The organism is Hafnia alvei, from assembly GCF_900095695.1.
Taxonomy (GTDB): Bacteria; Pseudomonadota; Gammaproteobacteria; order Enterobacterales; family Enterobacteriaceae; genus Hafnia; species Hafnia alvei_B.
Map to the genome: position 1 here is coordinate 72,056 of NZ_FMIQ01000041.1, position 22,826 is coordinate 94,881.

22 protein-coding genes are annotated in these 22,826 nt (G+C 48.7%); 3 read left to right on the top strand and 19 right to left on the bottom strand.

The annotated features are described in order from the left end of the window. Positions 1 to 185: 185 nt before the first annotated feature. The 7 genes from BN1044_RS11150 to BN1044_RS11180 form a co-directional block, all read right to left on the bottom strand. Complete coding sequence (locus tag BN1044_RS11150; RefSeq protein ID WP_072308725.1) at positions 186 to 1,307, bottom strand: ribosomal protein uL16 3-hydroxylase; 1,122 nt, start codon at positions 1,305 to 1,307, stop codon at positions 186 to 188. Between the two features lie 154 nt (positions 1,308 to 1,461). Continuing rightward, a complete protein-coding gene (phoQ, locus tag BN1044_RS11155; RefSeq protein WP_072308726.1) occupies positions 1,462 to 2,934 on the bottom strand; it encodes a two-component system sensor histidine kinase PhoQ in 1,473 nt (490 codons plus the stop codon). Next, the gene (phoP, locus tag BN1044_RS11160) at positions 2,931 to 3,605 is read right to left on the bottom strand and encodes a two-component system response regulator PhoP (RefSeq protein ID WP_040046551.1); all 675 of its coding nucleotides are present in this window, start codon (positions 3,603 to 3,605) and stop codon (positions 2,931 to 2,933) included. The genes phoQ and phoP overlap by 4 nt, the downstream gene beginning before the upstream one ends. 72 nt (positions 3,606 to 3,677) lie before the next feature. After that, a complete protein-coding gene (locus BN1044_RS11165; protein WP_072308727.1) occupies positions 3,678 to 4,301 on the bottom strand; it encodes a porin family protein in 624 nt (207 codons plus the stop codon). 177 nt (positions 4,302 to 4,478) lie between these two features. Beyond that, entirely contained in the window at positions 4,479 to 5,762 is a 1,284-nt protein-coding gene (locus tag BN1044_RS11170; protein WP_072308728.1) for a c-type cytochrome, read from the bottom strand. Between the two features lie 14 nt (positions 5,763 to 5,776). Further along, positions 5,777 to 7,555, bottom strand: a complete 1,779-nt coding sequence (locus BN1044_RS11175; protein WP_072308729.1) for a GMC family oxidoreductase — start codon at positions 7,553 to 7,555, stop codon at positions 5,777 to 5,779. Continuing rightward, positions 7,556 to 8,287: a gluconate 2-dehydrogenase subunit 3 family protein gene (locus BN1044_RS11180; RefSeq protein WP_072308784.1), complete on the bottom strand. Its 732-nt coding sequence runs from the start codon at positions 8,285 to 8,287 to the stop codon at positions 7,556 to 7,558. It abuts the gene before it with no gap. Between the two features lie 406 nt (positions 8,288 to 8,693). On the opposite strand from BN1044_RS11180, the gene BN1044_RS11185 reads away from it, so the two are divergent. From BN1044_RS11185 to BN1044_RS11195, 3 genes are all read left to right on the top strand, one after another. Beyond that, the gene (locus tag BN1044_RS11185) at positions 8,694 to 9,950 is read left to right on the top strand and encodes a nucleoside permease (RefSeq protein ID WP_072308730.1); all 1,257 of its coding nucleotides are present in this window, start codon (positions 8,694 to 8,696) and stop codon (positions 9,948 to 9,950) included. A gap of 68 nt (positions 9,951 to 10,018) precedes the next feature. Continuing rightward, positions 10,019 to 11,059: an ADP-ribosylglycohydrolase family protein gene (locus BN1044_RS11190; protein WP_072308731.1), complete on the top strand. Its 1,041-nt coding sequence runs from the start codon at positions 10,019 to 10,021 to the stop codon at positions 11,057 to 11,059. Beyond that, a complete protein-coding gene (locus BN1044_RS11195) occupies positions 11,059 to 12,006 on the top strand; it encodes a PfkB family carbohydrate kinase (protein ID WP_072308732.1) in 948 nt (315 codons plus the stop codon). Before BN1044_RS11190 ends, BN1044_RS11195 begins: the two co-directional genes overlap by 1 nt. 12 nt (positions 12,007 to 12,018) lie before the next feature. Here BN1044_RS11195 and BN1044_RS11200 read toward each other — a convergent pair whose 3' ends face one another. The 12 genes from BN1044_RS11200 to focA form a co-directional block, all read right to left on the bottom strand. After that, positions 12,019 to 12,357, bottom strand: a complete 339-nt coding sequence (locus BN1044_RS11200; RefSeq protein WP_081329572.1) for a helix-turn-helix domain-containing protein — start codon at positions 12,355 to 12,357, stop codon at positions 12,019 to 12,021. A 19-nt stretch (positions 12,358 to 12,376) separates the two neighbouring features. Then, positions 12,377 to 12,778 (bottom strand): type II toxin-antitoxin system RelE/ParE family toxin, encoded by a 402-nt coding sequence (locus tag BN1044_RS11205; RefSeq protein ID WP_081329573.1) that lies wholly within the window; start codon positions 12,776 to 12,778, stop codon positions 12,377 to 12,379. Between the two features lie 293 nt (positions 12,779 to 13,071). Continuing rightward, positions 13,072 to 13,833 carry a GntR family transcriptional regulator gene (locus tag BN1044_RS11210; RefSeq protein WP_072308734.1) on the bottom strand — a complete coding sequence of 254 codons (762 nt, stop codon included), beginning with the start codon at positions 13,831 to 13,833 and terminating at the stop codon, positions 13,072 to 13,074. 185 nt (positions 13,834 to 14,018) lie between these two features. After that, a complete protein-coding gene (gene purB / locus BN1044_RS11215) occupies positions 14,019 to 15,389 on the bottom strand; it encodes an adenylosuccinate lyase (protein ID WP_072308735.1) in 1,371 nt (456 codons plus the stop codon). Between the two features lie 135 nt (positions 15,390 to 15,524). After that, on the bottom strand, positions 15,525 to 16,151 hold the full coding sequence (gene hflD / locus BN1044_RS11220) for a high frequency lysogenization protein HflD (protein ID WP_072308736.1): 627 nt from the start codon (positions 16,149 to 16,151) through the stop codon (positions 15,525 to 15,527). Positions 16,152 to 16,320: 169 nt separating this feature from the next. Continuing rightward, positions 16,321 to 17,379 carry a GGDEF domain-containing protein gene (locus tag BN1044_RS11225; protein ID WP_072308737.1) on the bottom strand — a complete coding sequence of 353 codons (1,059 nt, stop codon included), beginning with the start codon at positions 17,377 to 17,379 and terminating at the stop codon, positions 16,321 to 16,323. A 158-nt stretch (positions 17,380 to 17,537) separates the two neighbouring features. Then, a complete protein-coding gene (gene mnmA / locus BN1044_RS11230; RefSeq protein WP_072308738.1) occupies positions 17,538 to 18,641 on the bottom strand; it encodes a tRNA 2-thiouridine(34) synthase MnmA in 1,104 nt (367 codons plus the stop codon). Between the two features lie 150 nt (positions 18,642 to 18,791). Continuing rightward, the gene (locus BN1044_RS11235) at positions 18,792 to 19,475 is read right to left on the bottom strand and encodes an anti-sigma factor (protein WP_072308739.1); all 684 of its coding nucleotides are present in this window, start codon (positions 19,473 to 19,475) and stop codon (positions 18,792 to 18,794) included. Continuing rightward, positions 19,472 to 20,035, bottom strand: a complete 564-nt coding sequence (locus BN1044_RS11240) for an RNA polymerase sigma factor (RefSeq protein WP_072308740.1) — start codon at positions 20,033 to 20,035, stop codon at positions 19,472 to 19,474. Before BN1044_RS11240 ends, BN1044_RS11235 begins: the two co-directional genes overlap by 4 nt. A 58-nt stretch (positions 20,036 to 20,093) precedes the next feature. Continuing rightward, positions 20,094 to 20,678 (bottom strand): fasciclin domain-containing protein, encoded by a 585-nt coding sequence (locus BN1044_RS11245; RefSeq protein ID WP_072308742.1) that lies wholly within the window; start codon positions 20,676 to 20,678, stop codon positions 20,094 to 20,096. 112 nt (positions 20,679 to 20,790) lie between these two features. Beyond that, on the bottom strand, positions 20,791 to 21,498 hold the full coding sequence (locus BN1044_RS11250; protein WP_072308743.1) for a hypothetical protein: 708 nt from the start codon (positions 21,496 to 21,498) through the stop codon (positions 20,791 to 20,793). A 235-nt stretch (positions 21,499 to 21,733) separates the two neighbouring features. Continuing rightward, a complete protein-coding gene (focA, locus tag BN1044_RS11255; protein WP_072308744.1) occupies positions 21,734 to 22,588 on the bottom strand; it encodes a formate transporter FocA in 855 nt (284 codons plus the stop codon). Between the last annotated feature and the right edge of the window lie 238 nt (positions 22,589 to 22,826).

The window sequence follows — 22,826 nt, forward strand, 5'->3', positions numbered from 1 at the left end:
TATTGAAAGGATAAGGAAGAGAATAATACGTAAATTATTAGTTTAATAGAGAGGGATGGCACATATATTGAATAACTCTAAATTAAAAATGTATTAATAAATAATTATTTTATATTTTAATTGGAAAAACATCTGACAAATTTATCTAATCTGCCAGATGTTAGGTTTTCTAAATATAGATAGGCTTAATCGCGGAAGAACCAATAGCCGCTATTAATCAAAGCTGCCAATGTAACGAGGAAGCTTGGATCGTCAAGCGCGTCTCCCAGCATCGCTGCGTCAACGACGTATTCACGTGCTAAGGCCTGCGCAGCAGCGCTGTGTTCAGTGACAATAATCTCACCGTTGACATAACAGCTACCTGCTACGTTGATAACACGAAGCCCGCCCAGTCGTTCAAGGGATTCACCTGATTGGAGTAATTCGTAAATCTCACCGGCCTGATAGGGCGGTTCAGGTGGTGCAATATCCAGCTCATGACGTGACTGGCTAACAAATTCACCAAACCAAAGGTTGAAATTATCTTGATTCTGCAATTGGCTCATCATCATGCCACGCAGTTTTTCCAATTCGGCGCTTTGAACCTCAGAAGGGTTTTCGCGCAGGGCAAGATCGGGATCGCTGTAGCGTTCGCTGCCCAGTTCGTTGGCCAGCACAAAATCGGCAAAGCCGCTGATGAGCTCACGGCTATTGGGGGCGCGGAAGCCAACCGAGTAGTTCAGTGAGTTCTCTAGCGCATAGCCTTCATGTGGGAACCCTGGTGGAATATACAGAATGTCACCCGGCTCCATCTCTTCATCGATGATGGCATCGAAGGGCTCAACCTGAAGCAAATCGGGATGCGGGCTATGTTGTCTTAGCGGATGCTTTTCGCCAACACGCCACCGGCGACGACCGGTACCCTGAATGATAAAGACGTCGTACTGATCCAAATGAGGCCCCACGCCGCCGCCCGGTACTGAGAACGAGATCATGAGATCGTCAGTTCGCCAGTCAGGAAGTTTGCGGAATGGGCGCATTAATGCGCTGGAGGGGACGTGCCAGTGATCGACTGCCTGAACTAGGATAGACCAATTGTTTTCACTTAGATGGTCATAGCTCTCAAACGGGCCGTGAGCCACTTGCCAGCGGCCATCTTGTTGACTCACAAGGCGACTATCAACCTCGTTTTCCATCGCAAGACCTGCTAGCTCATCGGGTGAGATGGGATCAACAAAATTCTTGAACCCACGCTTTAGGATGACCGGGCGTTTTTGCCAGTAGCGTTGCAAAAAATCATTCCAGTCGAGATCAAGTTGATAATCCATTGTTAATTCCCTGTGTATGTATCTGTTGGGATTATAACGGATGCGCGCAGGGATTCCTCTGCCTGTTTGTCACAACTTGTACTTTAAAGCGGAATGTTTTGCTGATACGGCGCAGATAGCACGCCGTATTGAGAGAAAAGAGGGCAGTTATTGTTTAGTCGACGGCGTGTGAAACCTGTTGGCGGCCAAAATGAATGCTCATTCTTGCTCCGCCTAACTGACTATCAGTAATGATGGCTTCACCGTCGTACTGTTGTAATAGCTCATCGACTAACGCTAAACCAAGACCTTGCCCTGGACGCAGGGTATCAATGCGCTGCCCGCGTCGGAAGATCAGCTCACGTTTGCTCTCTGGAATACCCGGGCCATCGTCGTCGATCATGATAATCAGTTCTTTATCCGTCTGCTGAGCGGTGATTTCGACGAATTCCAGACAATATTTGCAGGCGTTATCCAGCACATTACCCATCACTTCCATAAAGTCGTTCTTTTCACCGACGAACGTAAGCTCAGGAGAAATATCTAGCGTAATATCAACGCCTTTGCGCTGATAAACTTTATTAAGCGCCGAGCATAGGCTATCTAATAAAGGTGCAACTGAATGAAGTTCGCGGTTTAGCATATTGTGTTCAGACTGCATGCTGGCACGGTGTAAATAGTAGCCAATCTGCTGTGAGATTCGGCTAATTTGCTCCAGCATAATGGGCTCAGCCTGTTCAATTTTTAAGTCTTTACCATTACGCAAAGAGCGTAGAGTGCTTTGCAGCACAGCCAACGGCGTTTTCAGACTATGGGTTAAATCAGTTAACGTGGTGCGATAACGGGTATAACGCTGGCGCTCATTGTTGAGCAAAATATTCAGGTTGCGTACCAGACCACGCAGCTCGCGCGGTGGATTTTCACTCAGTTGTTCCCGTTGTCCGCTTTCAAGCTCACGGACCTGTATTAGCACCGCTTTGATCGGCTGCAAACTCCAGTATGCCGCCAACCACAGGAGCGGTACGACTAACAGAATGTTAGCGATCAGGACGTAGGTAAACCAGCCCCACACCATATCGGAGTTTTGTAACTCCTGCGGAATGGTATCGACGACGACGATAGTCAGTGCCGGTAGACGCGCCGTTGCGGCGTATTGATTTACCGCAACGGAGTGGGTCATCGCATCGTCATCATCATCATCGTAGTCTTTGAGTTGGTCTTGAACCTTCGGGTTGTCTCCCAGCACGGTGCTACTGAACACGGTGCTGGAGTCCAACTCATAGAATCCAGGCTTTTCTAGCCAAGATTTCTCAATACGTTTTTCAAGCTCAGGAACTTTACGCTGTGACCAAAGCAGTTTGCCTTTGTCATCGTAAATCATCACCAACGTCGGTGCATTAAGATCGAAGTTGGGCGGAGAGGTGATGGTGAGCTTATTGTTCTCCCAGTGCGCCAGGCTGAAAAACAGATTACTTTCACCGCGCAATAAGCGGAACGTGGTTTTATCAAAACTGACCACATAACCAACCACTGCAACCACGCCATAGGCTAATGACAGCATGAAAACTACGGCTGCGGTGGCAAGTAGAAAGCGCGTTCTTAACGAGAACGGCTGTGCTTTAAAGCGGTTCCAGCGCGAGAGATTCATTCGTTGATATCGAACCTGTAGCCTTGACCACGCACGGTTGTAATCACTTCATGTGGATATTCGTTCTGCAATTTTTTACGCAGGCGCCCCATCAAGACATCGATAGTATGGCTTTCGCGAAGTTCGGCATCAGGGTAAAGCTGTAGCATCAGAGCGTCTTTGCTGACCACTTTGGCGTGGTTACGGATTAACGTTTCGATGATGGTGTATTCAAATGCGGTCAGTTTGATCAGATTGTCGTTAACCGTGAGCTCACGACGCGAAAGATCGATCTGGAACGGCGGCAGGGTAATAACCTGCGAGGCCAATCCGCTGTTGCGACGCATCAGCGCCTGCATACGTGCAATCACCTCTTCGAGGTGGAAAGGTTTAGTGACGTAGTCATCAGCACCGGCCTCAAGCACGGCAACCTTATCCTGCCAGCTCTCACGAGCGGTCAGTACCAAGATTGGCAGCTTAATTTGCTCTGAACGCCAACGGCGGATCAGGCTTAAGCCGTCTTCTCCCGGCAAGCCCAAATCAACAATCGCAATATCTGGCGTTTGTTCATTAACAAAAAAATCAGCCTCTTTGGCATCTTCCGCCGCATCGACCTGATGGCCCATATCGCGCATTTGCACAGACAGGTGATGACGAAGCAAACCATTATCTTCAACGACCAGAATTCGCATGAATGACTTCTCCCTAAAATGGGGGGCCAAGAGAAAGCACCTCTTGGCAAGATTAATATTTACGTTATCTTACTAGAAAGTATAACGAAGCCCGATCTCACCGATCTGATCGTCCACTTTCCAATTATGGTAGGTATAACCAATTTCGGCCGCAAGATTTGATGTTAAGGCATAATCTGCACCAATTCGCGCTTCGTTAAAACCGCGACTGTCATATTCAGCATAACGATAGGCGACGTTCATGCCGATTTTATCCGTAATGTGGCTTTTCACACCAATTTCGCCGGTTGCGCTGCCCCAGCTTTTATCACGCTTCTTATCCCAATCAAAATTGGTTGAAATGGCGTGACCACTGGCACCGATGATTGCATACATATCGGTGCTTGGATTAATGGGGAAATGATAGCCAAGGCCCAGTAGGCTATCGCCGCTGCTACGTTGGCTGTTTCCCATTCCGCTCAAACGCGCATCAATGAACAGATTATTTTCAAATCCGTAGCCACCGCGCAGGTAAAAGCCACCCATGGTGGTTTTGCTTTGATCTGAACGGTTTTGGTGCACTAATTTATCAAAATCACTTTTGCTGGTGATACCACCAACTTGCAGGCCGCCAGCGACATAGGTGTAATCGTCGGCTTGTGCCATGCCGGTCATCGTGCCGATGATGGCCAATGCGCATAAGGATTGTTTAAACATAGGTGATTCCCTCAATATTCATTGTTGCAGTGTTGCGACAACCAGTATCGAAACTATCGCCTAAACCCTTCCTCAACCATGCGCTATCAAACTTAAACGAAAACTAAACGGGAAATAAAAGGCCCCGAATGGAGCCTATGAGAGTGTGCAGTAACAGTGAATGAAGCGGAAAAACGATTACTTATCTTTAGGCTTTGGCAGATCGGCACGAATATCTTTCACCTGCGATGCGCTGACAGGCTCTGATTGGTTTCCCCAGCCAGTGCGAACAAATGACAGTAGTTGAGCGACATCTTCATCGCTGAGACGCCAGCCAAAATCTGGCATGGTGAGTCCGGTTGGTGCCGTTTGCGTAATCGGCATATGAGAACCTTTTAATACAATGCTGATGAGTGAAGAGGGGTCTTGGCTAAGCAGCACAGGATTATGCGCGAGCGCAGGGAACGTGTTTTCATAGCCCATGCCGTCTGAACGGTGGCAGGCCGCACAGTTATCAAGATACAGCTGTGCGCCGGGTTGAGTGGCCTTACCGCTGGCGAGTGCCTGATAGGTGGCGGGAACCTTCACGGGTTCTTTGGCGTTGTCGCCCATCGGCTGCAGCGATTTTAAGTAGACCGCAATAGCCTGCACATCTTCTGTATTTAAATATTGGGTGCTGTCTTGCACCACGTCGGTCATAGAGCCAAACGCGGCGGACTTTTCCGTATGGCCGGATTTTAAGAATTGGGCAATCTGTTGCTCATTCCACTGACCCAGACCGGTGACTTTATCACCGCGTAAGTTGGCCGCGTGCCAGCCTTCTAACGTACCCCCGCTGAGATATTCAGGCTCAGACTGGTCTAACGCTTTCTCTTGGAAACCGATCCCGCGTGGAGTATGGCAAGAACCACAGTGGCCCAGCCCTTGAACTAAATACGCTCCCCGGTTCCATGCGGTCGTCTGCTGAGTATCAGGCTGGAATACGCCGTCATGACGGAACAAAAGATTCCAGCCAGCCAGCGGCCAGCGCATATTCAGCGGCCATGGGATATCGCTATCTTTGTTGGCTTGCGCCACGGGTTTTACGCCATGCTGGAAATAAAGGTAGAGATCTTGCATGTCGTCTTCGTTGATTTTAACGAAGGAGGGATAGGGCATAGCCGGATAGAGATGGGTGCCATCTTTGCGGATACCTTTGCGCACCGCGTCGGAAAACTCGGTAAAGCTGTATTCGCCAATACCTTGTTTTCTATCTGGGGTGATATTGGTGGAATAGATGGCCCCGACCGGCGTCGTCATTTTTAACCCGCCAGCAAAGGGTTGACCACCGACGGCGGTATGGCATGCGGTACAGTCGCCTGCACGGGAAAGATATTCACCATGAGCGATCCGTTGTTCCATTGGCGCTGGAGCGGCTTGAGCATAAAGTCCAGATGCGCTCAGTAACACGATGGCCAGCTGCGTTTGTCTACTTATTTTCATGATTACTCTCCCTGTCAGGCCTGAACCAATGGGCCCGGATTGGCTAAGTATTGGGTGCGAATGGCATGTGCTGACCAATAGGCCAACGCACCAACCAGCCCGGTTGGGTTATAGGCCATGTTTTGCGGGAAGGCACTTGCACCCTGTACGAAGACGTTAGGGACGTCCCAGCTTTGCAGATATTTATTCACCACGCTGTTGGATGGACTATCACCCATAATAGCGCCGCCGGTGGTATGCGTTGACTGATAAGGCCGCACGTCATAATGGCTGTTCATGTCCATCACCGAGACTTTCATTTGTTTAGGATTCATCGCGGTAGCGATCCCCTGCATTTTACGGGTGATGTGCTGTGTCATTTTCACTTCGTTGGGCTTCCAATCGAAGGTCATGCGCAGCAGTGGCTGGCCGAAAGCATCTTTATAGTTTGGATCGAGATCTAAATAGCACTCTTTGTAAGGCATAACAGACCCCTCGGAGCCGATGCTCATCGAGTGCAGATAGTTATCCTTGATCCCTTGTTTCCAACCTGCGCCCCACGTTGGTGTATCGGCAGGCAGTGTCATTTGCTGGATTGGACGCCCGCCGGTACGCACGGCGGAGATATAAGCACCCCCGATAAACCCAAGATCGGCATGGTCGAAGTTATCACTATTGAAATCATCAATAACGGCGCCCGCAGCGCCAGCGCCGATAAACGGATTGAAATGGGTGTCTTTATCAAAGAAGAGAGAAATACCGCTGTTCATCTGATATGCGTAGTTTCTACCGACCATCCCTTCACCCGTTTGTGGGTTGTAGGGCTGACCAATGCCAGAAAGTAACAGTAAGCGAACGTTATGCAGTTGATATGCGCTCAAGATAACCATATTGGCCGGTTGTTCTATTTCACGGCCTTGTACGTCAATATAGGTCACGCCGGTGGCTTTTTTACCGCTGCTATCGAGGTTTACCTTGATAACCATTGAGTTGGTGCGGAGTTCAAAGTTTTTGCGCTGGGTGAGAACGGGCAAGATGGTACTTTGTGGCGAGCCTTTGGAATACATGAAACACCCAAAGCGCTCGCAGTAACCGCAATAGTTGCACGGACCGAGTTGCACACCGTAGGGATTGGTATACGGCTGTGAGCAGTTTGCCGCAGGGATGGCAAAAGGATGATAACCCAGCTCTTTGGCGGCTTGGCTAAACAAAGTGCCAGAATAGAGCGATTTTAGCGGCGGAGTTGGATATTCGGAGGCTCTTGGGCCTTCAAAGGGATTACCGCCTTCGATAATTTCTCCCCGCAGATTGCCTGATTTACCGGCGGTCCCACAGACTTTTTCGAACTTATCAAAGAAAGGCTCTAAGTCGGCATAATCAACAGGATAGTCTTGCAATAACATGCCATCAGGAATAAATGCCTTTCCGTAGCGCTCGCCGATCGTCGTGTGTAATTTTAAATCGCTCGGTAATGCACGCCAGTGCATGCCGTTCCAGTGTACCCCGGCGCCACCAACGCCGTTGCCCGGCAAGAATGATCCAAATTGGCGGTAGGGTACGGCGTAATCTCCGGGATTATGGCGCACGGTCACCGTTTCCTTGGCCGCTTCCTGAAAAAGTTTAAGCCGAATACCGTAGGTTAATTCATCGGCAATACGTGGATAGGCAAAGTCTGGGTAGGTATCACGTTTTTCACCGCGCTCTAAGGCCACTACGCTTAAACCCGCATCGGTCATTTCCATGCCCATAATGGCTCCGGTCCAACCGAAACCGACAATGACTACGTCAACGGGGTCTTTTTTTATGGTTGTCATTTATGCAGTCCTCTTGCTGGAAATACTGACAGGGCCCTGTGGATAAGGCTCATTGGGATGATCAACCCAATCGGTGAAGTCGGCGCGGGCACCAGGAAATCCGATCAGTTGCCACGACGCAAGCGTCTGGTTGCCTCCATGGATCGGGTCAGCAAAATATCCCTCTTTCGTGTTTTGTAGCAGCAAATCGAACAGCATTTTGGCGGATACGGCATCGAATGCCGGCTGGTCTTTTTCAAGCCCAGATAGCACCTGATCCTGCTGATCCGGCTTTAGCTCGGCAAAACGATGTTGAAATTTCTGCTGGCAATAATCGTTCACCGCACCGATCCCTAAACGATAAACCTCACGGGGAACCAATTTGGACTGATACCCCAGCTCCGGCACCGCGGCAACAAAAGGGGGATGCATGTACCACAGGCCGCCATGCCCGAACGGGGCTTCCATCTGTTTATCAATAAAAACCGGGACGCCTTGCGATACCGCGCCTGGGCCATTTACATCGCTAGGGATCAGGCGCTCACAGGCTGCTAGCAGGAAGGCCCACTCCTCATTGTTAAAATAGACAGGAACGTAGTGCTGACTTATTCCCGGTGATTTTGCAGGTGACGCTTGGGCGATAGCGGTGAGAGATACCACACCGGTTCCCGCCGCGGCGGCGAGTGGAATAAGCGTTAACGATTTTTTTAAGAACAGCCTTCTGGCTGGAATTGCTTCATGAGGCTTAGACATAACGGCACCTTGCTTTAATAGATACCTGCCACCCAAAAAATGCTGTTTGTTTTGATCCAGCGTCATGTTGAGTGAGAGGCAGAGAAGGTTGATGAAGACATCATGATAAGCATTTGCTTTTTATATTCTTAGCTTGCTAATCATAAATTCCATTGTAAAGGTGTGGGAATAAAAAACAATTAAGAAAATATTTTCATACAATTTATTTACCTAATGCGCTCAGTAAAATAACGATTAGACGATGCCTAGCTAGAAGTGTGGGGGAAGGAAATGAGAAGAAAACGTTTGCCTGGAAACAGAGAGTAAATATGATTGTTCGATTCAGCTCTCGGTTTTATTTCAATGGTATTATTAAGGTACTACGCAATGAAAGGGTTCTTAGTCCATTCGTGTGCAAGGAAATCAAATGCAAATAGTTAATAATAACAATACTAAACTATCCGTGATGATGTTCGTGGAGTGGTTTATTTGGGGGGCATGGTTTGTGCCTCTTTGGCAGTATCTGAACAAACTGGGGTTTTCTCCTTCAGAGATCGCATGGTCTTACAGCAGCACTGCGATCGCTGCAATATTGTCTCCGGTGCTGGTGGGGGTTATTGCCGATCGTTTTTTTGCGGCGCAGAAGGTGCTTGGGTGGCTGCACTTGGTGGGCGGCGCGCTGATGCTGCTTTTGGCATGGCAGACGCAGTTCTCAACATTTTTCCCTCTGCTGGTGGTTTATGCCTTGACGTATATGCCAACCGTGGCGCTGACCAACAGTATCGCCTTTGCCAATATTCGTGATACTGAAACAGATTTTCCCCGTATCCGTGTATTAGGCACCTTAGGCTGGATTGCTTCGGGCTTGGTTGTTGGCTTTATGCTGCCGCCACTGTTGGGGATGGATAACGTCTCGGACACCAATATGCCGCTGATTGTCACGGCGGTTGCTTCCGTATTGCTGGGTTTGTACAGCTTTATGCTGCCAAATACCCCGCCGAAAGTGGGGCAGCGTACCGATATTAAAGATTTGCTCGGATTGAATGCGCTGGGCCTGCTACGCGACCGTTCTTTTGCAATTTTCGCGCTGTGCTCGTTTCTCTTCTGCATGCCGCTGGCCTTCTACTACCAGTTCGCCAATGGTTACCTCACGCAGGTGGGCTTAGAAAATGCCACCGGCTGGATGACGCTTGGACAGGTATCCGAGATCTTTGCCATGCTGGCGCTGCCATTGTTGCTAAAACGCTACGGCATCAAAAAAGTTCTCTTGCTGGGGTTTGTTACCGCGGGCATTCGCTATGTGCTGTTTATCTATGGCGGTACGGCGGATGTGCTGATGTATAGCATGCTGTTTATCGGCATTTTGTTACACGGTGTCAGCTACGACTTCTATTTTGTGACCGGCTATATCTATGTGGATAAGAAAGCACCCGCGCATATGCGAACAGCGGCGCAGGGCTTGATTACTCTTATTTGCCAAGGCTTTGGTAGCTTTATTGGTAACTGGCTGGGAGGAAGAGCGATGACGGCCTTCCAACTGCCTGAAGCGCACAACGGTATGACCTTCGACTGGTTTACCGTGTGGGGGGTTGGCGCCGCGATGGTCTTTGCCGTGATGCTGCTCTTCATCCTCTTTTTCCGCGAAAAGAACCGTGAAATTACGCAGGTTGCTATCGGAAATTAAGACAGTTTTCTAATCTTGCGGCGACTTGCACTGACTCAGTCGCCAATGACATATTGAGGTTGTTTGTTATGGAATTACACGAATCTTCACAGGCAGAGGTGACCCTCCAACAGCGTATTCTTGGCGCGCTTTATGGCCAAATGCTAGGCGATTCACTCGGAATGCCTTCCGAACTTTGGCCACGTTCGCGCGTGCGTAGCCATTTTGGTTGGATTGACCGCTTCTTAGATGGCCCTCAGGAAAACAGCGCTGCATGTTATTTCACCGCTGGACAATTTACCGATGATACCTCGATGGCGCTGGCATTAGCTGACGCGCTGGTAGAGGCTAACGGAAAAGTGGTGCCTGAACTGATTGCGAGAAACGTTATTCGTTGGGTAGATAGTTTCGATGCCTTCAATAAGAATATTTTAGGCCCGAGCTCAAAAGTAGCGCTGCGTGAACAGAAACAAGGCAAGCCAATAAGCAGTTTAGAAAACAACGGCGTGACTAACGGTGCGGCAATGCGTGTTTCTCCTTTGGGATGCGTGCTTCCTTCGGCTCCCTTGCGTACTTTTGTTGATCAGGTTTGGGAAGCTTCTAGCCCAACGCATAAATCGGATATTGCGGTAGCTGGCGCAGTGACGATTGCGTGGGCGGTTTCTAAAGCGGTGGAAGGCGCTGCGTGGGATGAGATAAAAATGGCGCTGCCTGCCGTAGCGACCTATGCGCAGGAGTTTCGTCCATCAACGTTCAGCGCATCATTGGCTGCGCGTATTGAATTGGCGCTTTCGGTGGTTGCTGGGGCTGATGGTGTCGAAGACGCCTGCGAACGGGTTTACCAACTGGTGGGGGCGGGGGTGAGCACCATTGAGTCTGTTCCTGCGGCGATCGCGATGGTTGATTTGTCTCAGGGGTGTCCTAACCAGTGTGCGGTGCTGTGTGCCAACCTCGGCGGAGACACCGATACCATTGGTGCTATGGCAACGGCCATCTGCGGCGCGTTGAAAGGTGTTAACGCAATTAAACCAGAGTGGCTTGCAACGCTGCAACAAACTAACCCTATCGATATGACGCGCTATAGCACCGCGTTCGAAAAATTCCGAGCTCAATGGCAGGAAGCAAAATAATGAAACCGTGGCTGAACCAATTTTTGCATCAACGAAAACAGGCACAGCCCGTTATGGTGCTCGGCGCCTCGGTCATGGACGTTGTGGCGCAAACCGATCGTTTGCCGGAAAGGGGCGGCGATCAACCGGCCTTTGAGCGCGGCGTTCATCTGGGCGGATGTGGGTTAAACATTACGCTGGCGCTGCATCGCTTAGGCGTTAACTGTGTACCCATGCTGCCGATTGGCGAAGGGATGTGGGCAGACCGGCTGCGGGCGGCCATGGCGAGCAAAGGCATTCATAGCCAGCTGAACGTGACCGGCGGCGACAATGGGTGGTGTTTGGCGCTGGTTGAACCGGATGGTGAGCGCACGTTTATCTCGTTTGACGGTATTGAAAACCAGTGGCAGGCACATTGGCTAGAGCCGCTGACACCTACTTCAGGTTTTGTGTCTATTTCTGGCTATCAGCTTAGCGTTCCGCGTGGTGATGTTTTGCTCAATTGGGTTAAAGGTTTGCCATCTGGTGTGAGAGTGGTGGTTGATTTTGGCCCACGGCTGGATCGTATTCCACCACAGGTGGTTCAGCAGCTATTGCGCTCCGGCGTTATCCTCACGTTAAACGAGCGTGAAGCCCAGATCCTTGGAATGAAAAAGGATGGGGTTGAGGCATTTTGCCAGCAGCGCCACGAACAAACCAAAGAACTCGTGGTAGTCAGAATGGGAGATGCTGGCTGCTACTATCACCAAGCGGATGATGAAAAAGGCTGGGTTGATGCTTGCTCCGTAAACATGGTTGATACGATTGGCGCTGGGGATAGTCATTGTGCTGGACTGTTGGCGGGGTTAGCCAGCGGATTATCGGCCAAGGATGCATTGACGTTAGCCAATCATATTGCTGCCTATGTGGTCTCTTTCCGCGGCGGCGATTGTGCACCGACCACGGAAGAGTTAGCCGAATTTTTCTAACCCCTCCACGCACTACTCAATAACTAAACGTGCTCGCTTGCCGGTCATGCTCAACATGCCGACAAGTGAGTCGATAGTAAATTTCTCGGTTTTTTGGTTCACCACGTCAGAAACCCTTGGGCGAGAAATATTTAATATTTCTGCGGCTGCGCTTTGTTTAAGGTTGTTAGACGCAATCCACTGGGTTATTTCAACCATCAGTGTGATCTTCATTTCTAATTCTGCGTTAATCTGGGTGAGAGATTCTGCGTGCAATTGCTGAGCTTGGTTGTCAGAAAAACCAAGGTCTGCAAAAATATTGCCATCGGCCTCAGTGATATGGCGAGACTGAGTATCAATGTGGTTATTTATGCGGTTATTTATGTCGTGATTACTCATCTTTAAGACTCCTTTCTTTGACGATTTCTTTATACCGTAGCATGACGATTTCATTGTCTATGCGAGAGGTCTTTTGTGTTTTCTTGGCAAAACAATGCAGTACATAGACTGATTCGGCAAATGTTGCGACATACATGATTCTGTATTGGTTATTACCGTTATCTATGCGGATTTCAACGACGCCGGAACCTAAATCGTTTCTTGGTTTCCAGTGCCGAGGTTCAAGGCCATATTGAACACGGTGAAGCTCAAATCCCGCTGCTTTTTTAACCTCATCACAGAAGGAGAGCAACGCCTTCTTAGATGAGCCCCTCCAGTCGATAGGTTTAACGCAGGGGGTGAGTTTTAAACCTGAAACTGTTATGGCAATAAAAGTCCGTTTTTGATCACACATGGTGTCGATCCTTTTTATGTATAAAATTTTATACTTGTTTGTATGCTTTGCAAGCAATATTTTCAAATGCACGCCTATATGACTCGTCCTGCTTTAGCCAGAAAAAGAGTAATCCTGAGAAAATTTAATTGCTTGGGAGAATTTCATCGGCGATAAAAGCCTGCGAGGTTGTGCACAGTGCGGTAAGGTTTGAAAAGGGGTTGCTCACTGAATTTGCGGAGAGATTCACAGAGTGCGGAATAAAAACGCCACCCAATGGGTTGAGCAGCGCTTTGATGACGGGGCGTTAGAACTCAGTCTTCGGTTGAGTACTCATACATATCGCCACGGCAATAGTTGATGCTGTACTCCAACGGTCGCAGCTCGTGATCGAGCAAAGTTTGACGGATCACTAACATCGCCGAAGGTTCTTTGATCAGCAGGTTCTCACGCAGTTCGTTGCTCGCCAAACAGGCGCTAATTTGGCTATAAAGCTTACCAAACTGGATCTGGCGGCTGCGTAGATAGTCATACAATGAATTGCCGATTTGTTCGACGTCATCAATGGCATTTTCAACCACGTATGAAATGGCGACGGAAACGGGGCTGTGATCTACGGTGCGAATACGTTCTAGGCGAAATACCGAACTGTTATGAGGAATATTCAGCTTTTCGGCCACGTTGACGGATGCAGTCACGCGCTCACGTTTGATCCACACTGAACCAGGCGTACGGCCTTGTAAATTCACCTCACCCGAAAACCCTTTAATGGTGGCAAGAGAGTAGGCCAGCGGCGACGTAGGCGTGTTTTTCACCATAGTACCAAAGCCGCGACCTCGGCCGATAATATCGTCTTGCTCAAGGCATGCCAGCGCTTTACGCACCGTAATTCTGGAGATTTTTAACGCGTCAGTGAACGCGCGCTCGCTTGGCAGAAAATCGCCTGGTTTGACGATCCCTTGATCGATGGCTTCACGGAGAGATTCATTAAATCGAAGATAGATTGGCATCGAGCCAGTTTGGGCAATATCTTGCTGTAATTTATTTAATAACTGCAGGCTATTTTCTGCGCTCATAGCATTGAACGTCCGGATTATATGTATTGATTAAGACGGATGAGATCCTCAGTGTAGACCGTGATTTCGGATTGCAGAAGGAAAAATGCGTGATTTCGTGGTGGCGGTTTAGAACGAAGCAAAAAATACAACAGGTTGAATGAAAACTGCCCGCAATCGCGGGCAGCTTGCAGCGGAAAGGCTAATTATTTCAGCTTATCGACGAGAGTAATGGCTTCACCAATGTAACTGGCCGGCGTCATGGCTTTCAGACGCGTTTTCTCGTCGTCAGGCAGGGCCAGTCCATCAATAAATGCCTGCATACCCGCGGCGTCAACACGCTTACCACGCGTTAGCTCTTTCAGTTTTTCATACGGCTTTTCAATGCCGTAACGGCGCATCACGGTCTGAATTGGCTCGGCCAAAACTTCCCAGTTGTGATCCAGTTCATCCAGAAGATGATCGCGATTTACTTCCAGTTTGCTAATCCCTTTCAGGGTGGACTGATAAGCGATTAACGCATAGCCAAGTCCAACGCCTAAGTTACGCAGTACGGTGGAGTCAGTGAGATCGCGCTGCCAGCGTGAAACTGGCAATTTAGCGGCCAAATGCCCCAGTACCGCATTGGAGAGACCCAGATTACCTTCAGAGTTTTCGAAGTCGATAGGGTTGACTTTGTGCGGCATGGTGGAGGAGCCGATTTCACCCGCGATGGTTTTCTGTTTGAAATGGCTAAGTGCAATATAGCCCCAAATGTCGCGGTCAAAGTCGAGCAAAATGGTGTTGAAACGTGCCACGCAGTCGAACAGTTCTGCAATGTAGTCATGCGGTTCAATTTGAGTGGTGTATGGGTTCCATTGGATACCCAGAGACGTAACGAACTCTTCGCTAAACTGATGCCAGTCGACTTCAGGATATGCCACCACGTGAGCGTTGTAGTTACCGACTGCGCCGTTGATTTTGCCGAGAATGTCGACATTACCTAACTGGCGGAATTGGCGCTCCATACGGTAAGCCACGTTGGCAAATTCTTTGCCTACGGTTGATGGTGTGGCTGGCTGACCATGGGTGCGAGAAAGCAGGGGGATATCGCGATATTCCTGAGATAGACCTGCGATGGCGTCGATGATTTTGCGCCACTGTGGCTTGATAACTTCTTCGCGAGCGGTGTTCAGCATCAACGCATGGGACAGGTTATTAATGTCCTCAGACGTACAGGCAAAATGGATGAACTCCGATACAGCGTGCAGCGCAGGAACTTCGGCAACTTTCTCTTTCAGGAAGTATTCTACGGCTTTAACGTCATGATTGGTGGTGCGCTCGATGGTTTTGATGCGCTGAGCGTCTTGTTCGCTGAATTCTGCGACGATTTTGTCGAGGTAAGCGTTTGCGTCGGCGTCAAAAGCCGGAACTTCGCGGATTTCTGCACAGGCTGCTAATTTCTGCAACCAACGTACTTCTACCTGCACACGGAACTTCAGCAGACCATATTCACTGAAAATCGGACGCAGCGCGGTGACTTTATCGCCATAGCGGCCGTCAATCGGTGACACAGCGGTCAGAGAGGATAATTCCATCGGTAGCAACTCCTGAGGGATTGAGGTGGATATAGAAAAACGTAACCAATCGGTAAATCTTCCAGCGAGCGATCGCTGGGCTAACTGTATTTAAAACCTACAAAATCTTGTCGTTAGAATTTACTAAGCCTTGAATTAACAATGCGTGAGTAAATTTTGCGCCATCTGGAATAAACGATTACGTGAGAACATCAGCTGCAAGCGCCCGCCGCCAACCTGTTGCCACAAGATCCCAGAGCGAATACCCGCTAGCAATGCGGCGCGTACTTTGGCTTGAATCAGTGGGTTTTGCAGGATGGTTGGGGAACCCGTGACCTGAATGCGCGGCCCCAGTGGGCTAACGACGTCAACGTAAATCGAGGCCAGTGAGCTAATAATGGTTTCAGATTCTAGATCGAAATGTGCCAACTGGCGGTCTAGAACATTGATGCGGTCAGACAGCGTTTGCATGGCTGCATTGTTGCCAATGAGCTTGCGTTCTAACACCATCAGGCTCAGACAATAACGCGTTAACTCAGCGCCAGGCCCTTGGCGGTTGGCATTCAACACGTTTAATAGCGTTTCGAGGCCTAACTTAAGATCGCGCTCATGATCGCCAAATACGGCTAGCGTCGAGGGAGGATTAGTTTGAAGAATACTGTTCAGCGACGTTCTCATTGCTGCGTTATCGCACTGACCTTCATGTGCCAGCTGTTGAACCAGTCGGGCTGATTGACAGATACCGGCTAATGCCAAGGTGATGTCATAGTAGTTCTTCGCCACGGAGACTCCTGTATGCGCGGACAAGGAAAAATTAACACGGCTTTAGAAACTCGTGTAGAAATTTAAGCGCAGATCATGCCACAAAGCAGGGCTTAAACACAGAGGCAATCGAGTCCCTGACCGACATTTAGCTGGCGTCTGCTCAATTCCCACGCCGCTAGAGCAAGCTTTACTCGATGACTACCCTGTTTTTGCCACTGTGCTTCGCCGTATAAAGCGCGTTATCGGCGCGATTGAGCACTTCTTCTAAGGTTGCGGTTTTGCCATCAAACAGGCTAATACCAAACGAGGCCGTCACATGGATTTTAGGCCCGTGGGAGAGGAAAAATTTACGGTTGCTGATGGCTAGCCGAATGCGCTCACAGATGTGGTAGGCGCGATTGAGATCGTCATAATGGATGATGATTGCAAACTCTTCGCCGCCGAAACGCGCAACAAAATCGCTTGATCGCGTGATCAAACGAATCAATTCTGCCACCTCAATCAGTACCTGATCGCCCGCCAAATGCCCGTAGGTATCATTAACAGATTTAAAATTATCAATGTCGATCATTACTAAACAGCACGGGGAACGTGACTTCGACAACGCCTGCATTTGTTGCTCAAGCGCTTGCCGGTTATGTACTTTGGTCATCGGATCAAGCAGAGACGCCGCGCGCACTTTAAAGAAGGCATCGACGCTACGGCGCTTGATGGATAGCGTTTGGTAACAAACCAGCAGGCAGAGAAAAGAGACAGCTTGGTAAATCAAAATATCTAGCATGTGATTTTTGGTATGCAAAAACGGCAGCACAATCACAATGCGATAAAGCGTGATCAAAATGATGGTTTTAAGATAGGTGCGGAAAGTATTGCGTTCCCAGACTCTTGCGATGAGCACCGGAACCAGCATCACCGCCAGTAGCAGATTATCGAGAACGAAGCCGCCGGTGGTCGCGAAGTTAACCAGCCATGCGGTGATCCCTGCAATACCGCCACCAAAGAAAGTGACTAACAGCATCGGTACAATTTCGAAGCTGTAGTAAACCTCCTGCGTGAAGTACATTTTGCTGCGTGTGAGATACAACGAGATCAGTCCCGCAATCACGCCAAATAAAATGCGGCGACTTAACGATGAATTTGAATTTAATGCGTTGTGTTTGCTAAGCACAAAATAGCTCACCGACAGCGATGCATAGGTGACACAAGCATTTATGTAGAGAACATCGAGCGACTGTAGCGGATTCATCGTTTATCTCTGATTAGTATTCGTCAGAATATTCTCAGTCTAGCACGCGACTTTCAACCGTAATTTAAGAAAGGATTTATTTATAACTGTCTGAATTTTGTAAATAAGAAAGCCGGAGAACAAATAATGTGCTCCGGCTTAAGTAAGATGCTGAAAACTTAGTCAATGATGCGTTGTTCGATGACGCCGCCGCCCAAGCAGACTTCGTCGATATAAAACACCGCAGACTGTCCTGGAGTGACCGCTGCAACAGGCTCATCGAAGCGAACCTCAATGCGTTCATCATCAATTGGCGTAACGGTGCAGGCGATATCAGGCTGACGATAGCGGGTTTTAACCACGCAGCGGAACGGTTCACGCACGGTTTTGCGGTCGACCCAATGCAGCTGCTGGGCAATCAAACCATGGGAGTACAGGCTTGGGTGGTCGTGGCCTTGAGCAACTAACAACACGTTGTTTTTAAGGTCTTTTTCAACTACATACCAAGGATCTTCACCACCGTCTTTGGTACCGCCGATACCGAGGCCTTTGCGCTGTCCGAGCGTGTGGTACATCAAACCTTGATGCTGACCGATTTCATCACCGTCAACGGTCATGATTTTGCCCGGTTGCGCAGGTAGATAGCGGCCAAGGAAGTCACGGAATTTGCGCTCGCCGATAAAGCAAATACCGGTTGAGTCTTTTTTCTTCGCGGTGGCAAGATCTAACTGTTCGGCAATTTTGCGGACTTCTGGCTTTTCGAGCTCACCCACAGGGAACAGGCTCTGTGCAACTTGCTCATGGCTCAGCGTGTACAGGAAGTAGCTCTGGTCTTTGTTGGTATCAACGCCGCGTAGCAGCTGCGTGGTGCCGTTGATATCGCGGCGGCGCACGTAGTGGCCCGTCGCAATAAAATCGGCGCCTAAATCTTCAGCGGCAAACTCTAAGAATGCTTTGAATTTGATCTCTTTGTTGCACAGGATATCGGGGTTAGGCGTACGGCCTGCTTTGTATTCGGCTAAAAACAGCTCAAATACGTTATCCCAATATTCTGCCGCAAAGTTTACGGTATGCAGCTCGATACCTAACTTGTCGCAGACTGCCTGAGCATCGGCCAGGTCGGTCGCCGCTGAGCAGTACTCTTCATTGTCGTCCTCTTCCCAGTTCTTCATGAACAGGCCAGCAACCTGATATCCCTGTTGTTGTAATAGGTAGGCGGATACGGAGGAATCAACGCCGCCGGACATCCCGACGATCACTTTTTTCTGGCTGTTATCTGACATGAGACTCTCACAGTCTGAGTGGAACACAAATTTAAGGGGCGGATTTTAGCACGAAAGCAGGGCGTGGAAAAAGCACTGCGCCGTATTTTCTAGACGACTGGTCTAACGGCGCAGGCTTAAGCGATAGGCATGCCGAGCACAATATCTATTTTACAGTTGAATACTGCCTGTAAACAGAACCTTACCGGTTGGCTGTCCGGTTGGAGAACCGCCGCGCGGTTCTAAGCTGATGGCGAGCAGGCTGCCATCAATAATCGGTTTGCCTAACGCCGAAACGGCGCTCAATGCGGTATTGCTGATAATACCGAGGGAGATAGGCTTACCACCTTTCGGTATTGCCCACAGTTCTAGGCTGCGATCGCTCGGAATATTCAACCCACGCGGTGGCGTTAGCGTTAACGCATGGCTATCTGGGTTTAAGCTAACCTGCCAGCGCATATTATTGTCTTGTGCGGCAAGTACTGCGACTTCAGACGGCGAGGCATACGGTTTCACCAATGTTCTCGGTAGTAACACTAATAGCAGGCAGGCCGCTGCTAATGCGGCTGCGCCGATCCAACCATGGCGTTTAAGCCAGTGAGATTTGATATTAGTGACGTTGTCACGTTCGCCGTCTAGCTGACGTACAATATTTTGCCAAACGTGAGCCGGAGGCTGAATCGGCAGATAGAGGTCATCAAGCGGCGCGAGGCCATTTTGCCAACGTAGTACATGAACCTGTAGCTCAGGCGTCTGTTCCAGCCAACGCTCAAACCGTGCTCGTGGCAAACCGCGAAGCGTGCCAAGCACGTATTCGCCAGCCAGTTTATCGAGATGTTCGGTACGCGGAGTCATAGGCCTAAGCATCCTTTAAGTTGTTCCAGCCCACGGCGTATCCAGCTTTTAATTGTCCCCAGCGGTTGGTGGAGAAAGGCGGAGACTTCGCCATGTGACAGCCCTTGATAATAAGCCAGCACGACGGTTTGCTGCTGATCGGAAGGCAGCCCCGCTAAGCACTCTTTAAGCCGCAAATTTTGCACGCTGTCTTGAATATGCTGTAGCGGATCCTCATTAATGCCGTTGTCACTTATCACCGTATCGAATTCATCATCGGTTGGAATTTCATAGCGTGCGCTACCGCTACGTAAGCCATCAATGGCGCGATTACGGACGATATGCGTCAACCAAGTTTGTGGGCTGCTAAGGCCCGGCTGATAAGTGGCCGCTTTGTGCCAGATAGTAATAAAACTTTCTTGCAGAATATCCTGCGCCCATGTGGGATTCCGCAGGATTTGTACGGCAACCGAATAAAGCCTCGGCGACGTTTGACGATAAAGATCTTCAAAGGCCGCTCGGTTTCCCCGAGCAGCCTCTTGGATTAGTCGTGTTAGAGGCTCAATATCGCCGTTATTCATCGTTCTACCCTGTGCAGGAATAATCTACTGAAATAACCTGCAGCAAGTATAGACGGCTTTATTTAGGAAGGAGCACCTTATCAATGACATCGATGACGCCGTTTTTCTGATGAACGTCATATGTGCTGATATTAGCAACACCGCCGTTTGCATCTTTAATCTGAATATTGTGCGGGCCGTTTTGTAATAACCAGATATCTTGACCATTCACGGTTTTAAGCATGGCTTTGCCATTACCTTGATGGATTTTTTTCTCCAGCGCTTTCATATCCAGAGAGCCGGGGACCACATGATATGTGAGAACAGAAACCAGTTTGGCTTTGTTTTCTGGCTTTAGTAGGGTATCTACGGTGCCAGCGGGCAGTGCGGCAAACGCTTCATTGGTTGGTGCAAACACGGTGAATGGCCCTTTTCCCTGTAGGGTATCGACTAAACCAGCCGCTTTGACCGCGGCGACCAAGGTGGTGTGATCTTTAGAGTTCACCGCATTTTCGACGATATTTTTTTGTGGATACATCGCTGCGCCGCCGACCATGGTGGTACCACCAGACATCATGGAGGCTTCAGACATGTTTTGTGCAAATGCAGAAGCGCCACACACCAGCAGAGAAGAGCAAAGTAAGGTACGGGTAAACATATTCATGATGCGTTCCTTATGAGTAGGGGAAAAAGTCAGGCTCTGTGCCTCACATACTCATATACGGACGGGGTGACGGATTGGATGCAAAAAAAAGAAAATATTTTCGTTTTTCTCTTCACTCGTCGTCGTCAAACGCTTCGTCGGGTGTCTTTCCATGACGCAGTTGACGGCAAATAGCACCATAAGACTTATTCGGCATCAAATTTTGATAGGCATCACGAATCGAACGGTAGTTATTTCCGTTGACGCAGACACCATTCTCCCTGCCCGCACAGCGGTTATGCACGATCAACGATGCAGAGTGAATAACGCGATAAGTGAAAATTTCACGCCATGAAAAATCAATAATATCATAAGGATGAATGCCTTCTGCGGCAGAGCGCCAGCGAATATAATAGGGCTGTTCCTCATCGTTGAGATAAACACACTGTAGCCTTTTGGCACCCCGCATATTGAGATGGTTGAAGAGGTCGAAGCTATTCTTCTTCGACCACTGATACAGTTCGCGCAGGCTCCAGTTATTGACGCGAAATACCCGTCCTGCCTTCAGGAGGCCCTGGCTTCTCTTCGTGGGGTGTTCATATGTGTGGTATCGATAGATATGCCATGCTTTGATGGCTTGGTTAAATAATATTTCCAGATGATGGCTTTCACCTTCGCCTAAAGGAAGATTCACACCCGTATGTCTGTGATATAGCGTTTGGATATGTGCTAAAAAGCAGGCTTTTTTCGGCTTGCCATAATGCTTAAAATACGCAATAAAGCAGGCTGAAAGGCTGTCTATTGTGTCATGTTGAATAAGATTAGCCTGTTTCTTTAGCATGTTAAATGGACCTATTTGTCTTTACCTATTGGTAATGGTTTGTCATCTGGTTAGCGCTGTTGATTGTCAATTTAACAGCAGATAAAAATTATATTTTCAAATCGTCAAATCTGACGAATAGAAATAAACCTTACCCTTGCCGATATTATGCAGTAACGTTTTTTATATTTATCACAATGGCAAGGCGCCATTATGATAATGAGTTTTCATGTCGTCATTAATGACGATAATGTTATTATCCATTTTTTGGATGGCGTAAATAGATCATCCAGTAAGTAATGCCCACTAATACGCCACCGCCAATAATATTACCTATAGTGACGGGGATAAGATTGTCAGTAATAAAATTATTCACGGTTAGAGCAGAAAATTGATCCGGTGTGGTATTCAGTGTTTGCCAGAACGAATCAGGTGAGAAATTACGAATGACGATTGCCAGAGGAATAAGAAACATATTGGCAATGCTGTGCTCAAAACCACTGGCGACAAACATGCCGATAGGTAATAACAGGGCAGCAATTTTGTCGACCAGCGTCCGGCCAGAGTAACTGAGCCATACGGCAAGACAGACCATCAGATTACACAATATACCAAGGCATACGGCTTCAATAAACGTATGGTGCATTTTGTGATCGGCGGTCTGTAAGACGTTGAGTCCCCATTGACCGTTGCTATTCATCGCTTGTCCTGCGAACCAGATTAGCGCGACCAGCAGCATAGCGCCGACAAAATTGCCAACATAAACAATGATCCAGTTGGTTATCAACTGACGCCAGTTGATAAGCCCGCTCGCCTTGGCCATCACGGTAAGAACCGAAGACGTAAAGAGGTCGGCGCCGCAAACAACCACCAGAATTAGACCTAATGCAAAGCATAAGCCACCGGCCAGCTTGGTGATCCCCGTGGCGGGCGCTGGGCCCATTGTCACAGTGATGTAGAAGACAAAGGCAAGAGAAATAAATACGCCGGCGGTTAATGCGAGAAAGAATGAGAGTTCTTTCTTTTTAGTCGCCTTATATAATCCTGCCTGCTCAGCGACCTTTGCCATTTCATCCGGTAAGCGTAAATCAAATGGATTGCCTGTGCTCATAGTTAACTCCTGTCATATCAAACGATATAAAAAAAGGAACGTTGTGAGGTTATCATTCTATATTCGCTTTAAACTATGCACATTGCGTACCAAAAAACTTTCTGACCAATGCAGAATAACCATCGAGATCACAAAAATTGATTATTAAAGATGACTTGGATATATACGAGTGATAGGCAACAAAAAAATATCCTGTTCTGATCAAAGAATAATGTGTCACTTGTTATATTAATTCTAA

What these genes read in the sequence shown, in the direction of transcription:
- BN1044_RS11150 (WP_072308725.1), bottom strand. Translation starts at nt 1,307, where the DNA reads ATGGATTATCAACTTGATCTCGACTGGAATGATTTTTTGCAACGCTAC.
- phoP (WP_040046551.1), bottom strand. Translation starts at nt 3,605, where the DNA reads ATGCGAATTCTGGTCGTTGAAGATAATGGTTTGCTTCGTCATCACCTG.
- phoQ (WP_072308726.1), bottom strand. Translation starts at nt 2,934, where the DNA reads ATGAATCTCTCGCGCTGGAACCGCTTTAAAGCACAGCCGTTCTCGTTA.
- purB (WP_072308735.1), bottom strand. Translation starts at nt 15,389, where the DNA reads ATGGAATTATCCTCTCTGACCGCTGTGTCACCGATTGACGGCCGCTAT.
- BN1044_RS11180 (WP_072308784.1), bottom strand. Translation starts at nt 8,287, where the DNA reads ATGTCTAAGCCTCATGAAGCAATTCCAGCCAGAAGGCTGTTCTTAAAA.
- BN1044_RS11225 (WP_072308737.1), bottom strand. Translation starts at nt 17,379, where the DNA reads ATGAATCCGCTACAGTCGCTCGATGTTCTCTACATAAATGCTTGTGTC.
- BN1044_RS11190 (WP_072308731.1), top strand. Translation starts at nt 10,019, where the DNA reads ATGGAATTACACGAATCTTCACAGGCAGAGGTGACCCTCCAACAGCGT.
- BN1044_RS11195 (WP_072308732.1), top strand. Translation starts at nt 11,059, where the DNA reads ATGAAACCGTGGCTGAACCAATTTTTGCATCAACGAAAACAGGCACAG.
- BN1044_RS11175 (WP_072308729.1), bottom strand. Translation starts at nt 7,555, where the DNA reads ATGACAACCATAAAAAAAGACCCCGTTGACGTAGTCATTGTCGGTTTC.
- BN1044_RS11165 (WP_072308727.1), bottom strand. Translation starts at nt 4,301, where the DNA reads ATGTTTAAACAATCCTTATGCGCATTGGCCATCATCGGCACGATGACC.
- BN1044_RS11205 (WP_081329573.1), bottom strand. Translation starts at nt 12,778, where the DNA reads ATGTGTGATCAAAAACGGACTTTTATTGCCATAACAGTTTCAGGTTTA.
- focA (WP_072308744.1), bottom strand. Translation starts at nt 22,588, where the DNA reads ATGAGCACAGGCAATCCATTTGATTTACGCTTACCGGATGAAATGGCA.
- BN1044_RS11235 (WP_072308739.1), bottom strand. Translation starts at nt 19,475, where the DNA reads ATGACTCCGCGTACCGAACATCTCGATAAACTGGCTGGCGAATACGTG.
- BN1044_RS11240 (WP_072308740.1), bottom strand. Translation starts at nt 20,035, where the DNA reads ATGAATAACGGCGATATTGAGCCTCTAACACGACTAATCCAAGAGGCT.
- BN1044_RS11185 (WP_072308730.1), top strand. Translation starts at nt 8,694, where the DNA reads ATGCAAATAGTTAATAATAACAATACTAAACTATCCGTGATGATGTTC.
- BN1044_RS11170 (WP_072308728.1), bottom strand. Translation starts at nt 5,762, where the DNA reads ATGAAAATAAGTAGACAAACGCAGCTGGCCATCGTGTTACTGAGCGCA.
- mnmA (WP_072308738.1), bottom strand. Translation starts at nt 18,641, where the DNA reads ATGTCAGATAACAGCCAGAAAAAAGTGATCGTCGGGATGTCCGGCGGC.
- BN1044_RS11250 (WP_072308743.1), bottom strand. Translation starts at nt 21,498, where the DNA reads ATGCTAAAGAAACAGGCTAATCTTATTCAACATGACACAATAGACAGC.
- BN1044_RS11210 (WP_072308734.1), bottom strand. Translation starts at nt 13,833, where the DNA reads ATGAGCGCAGAAAATAGCCTGCAGTTATTAAATAAATTACAGCAAGAT.
- BN1044_RS11245 (WP_072308742.1), bottom strand. Translation starts at nt 20,678, where the DNA reads ATGAATATGTTTACCCGTACCTTACTTTGCTCTTCTCTGCTGGTGTGT.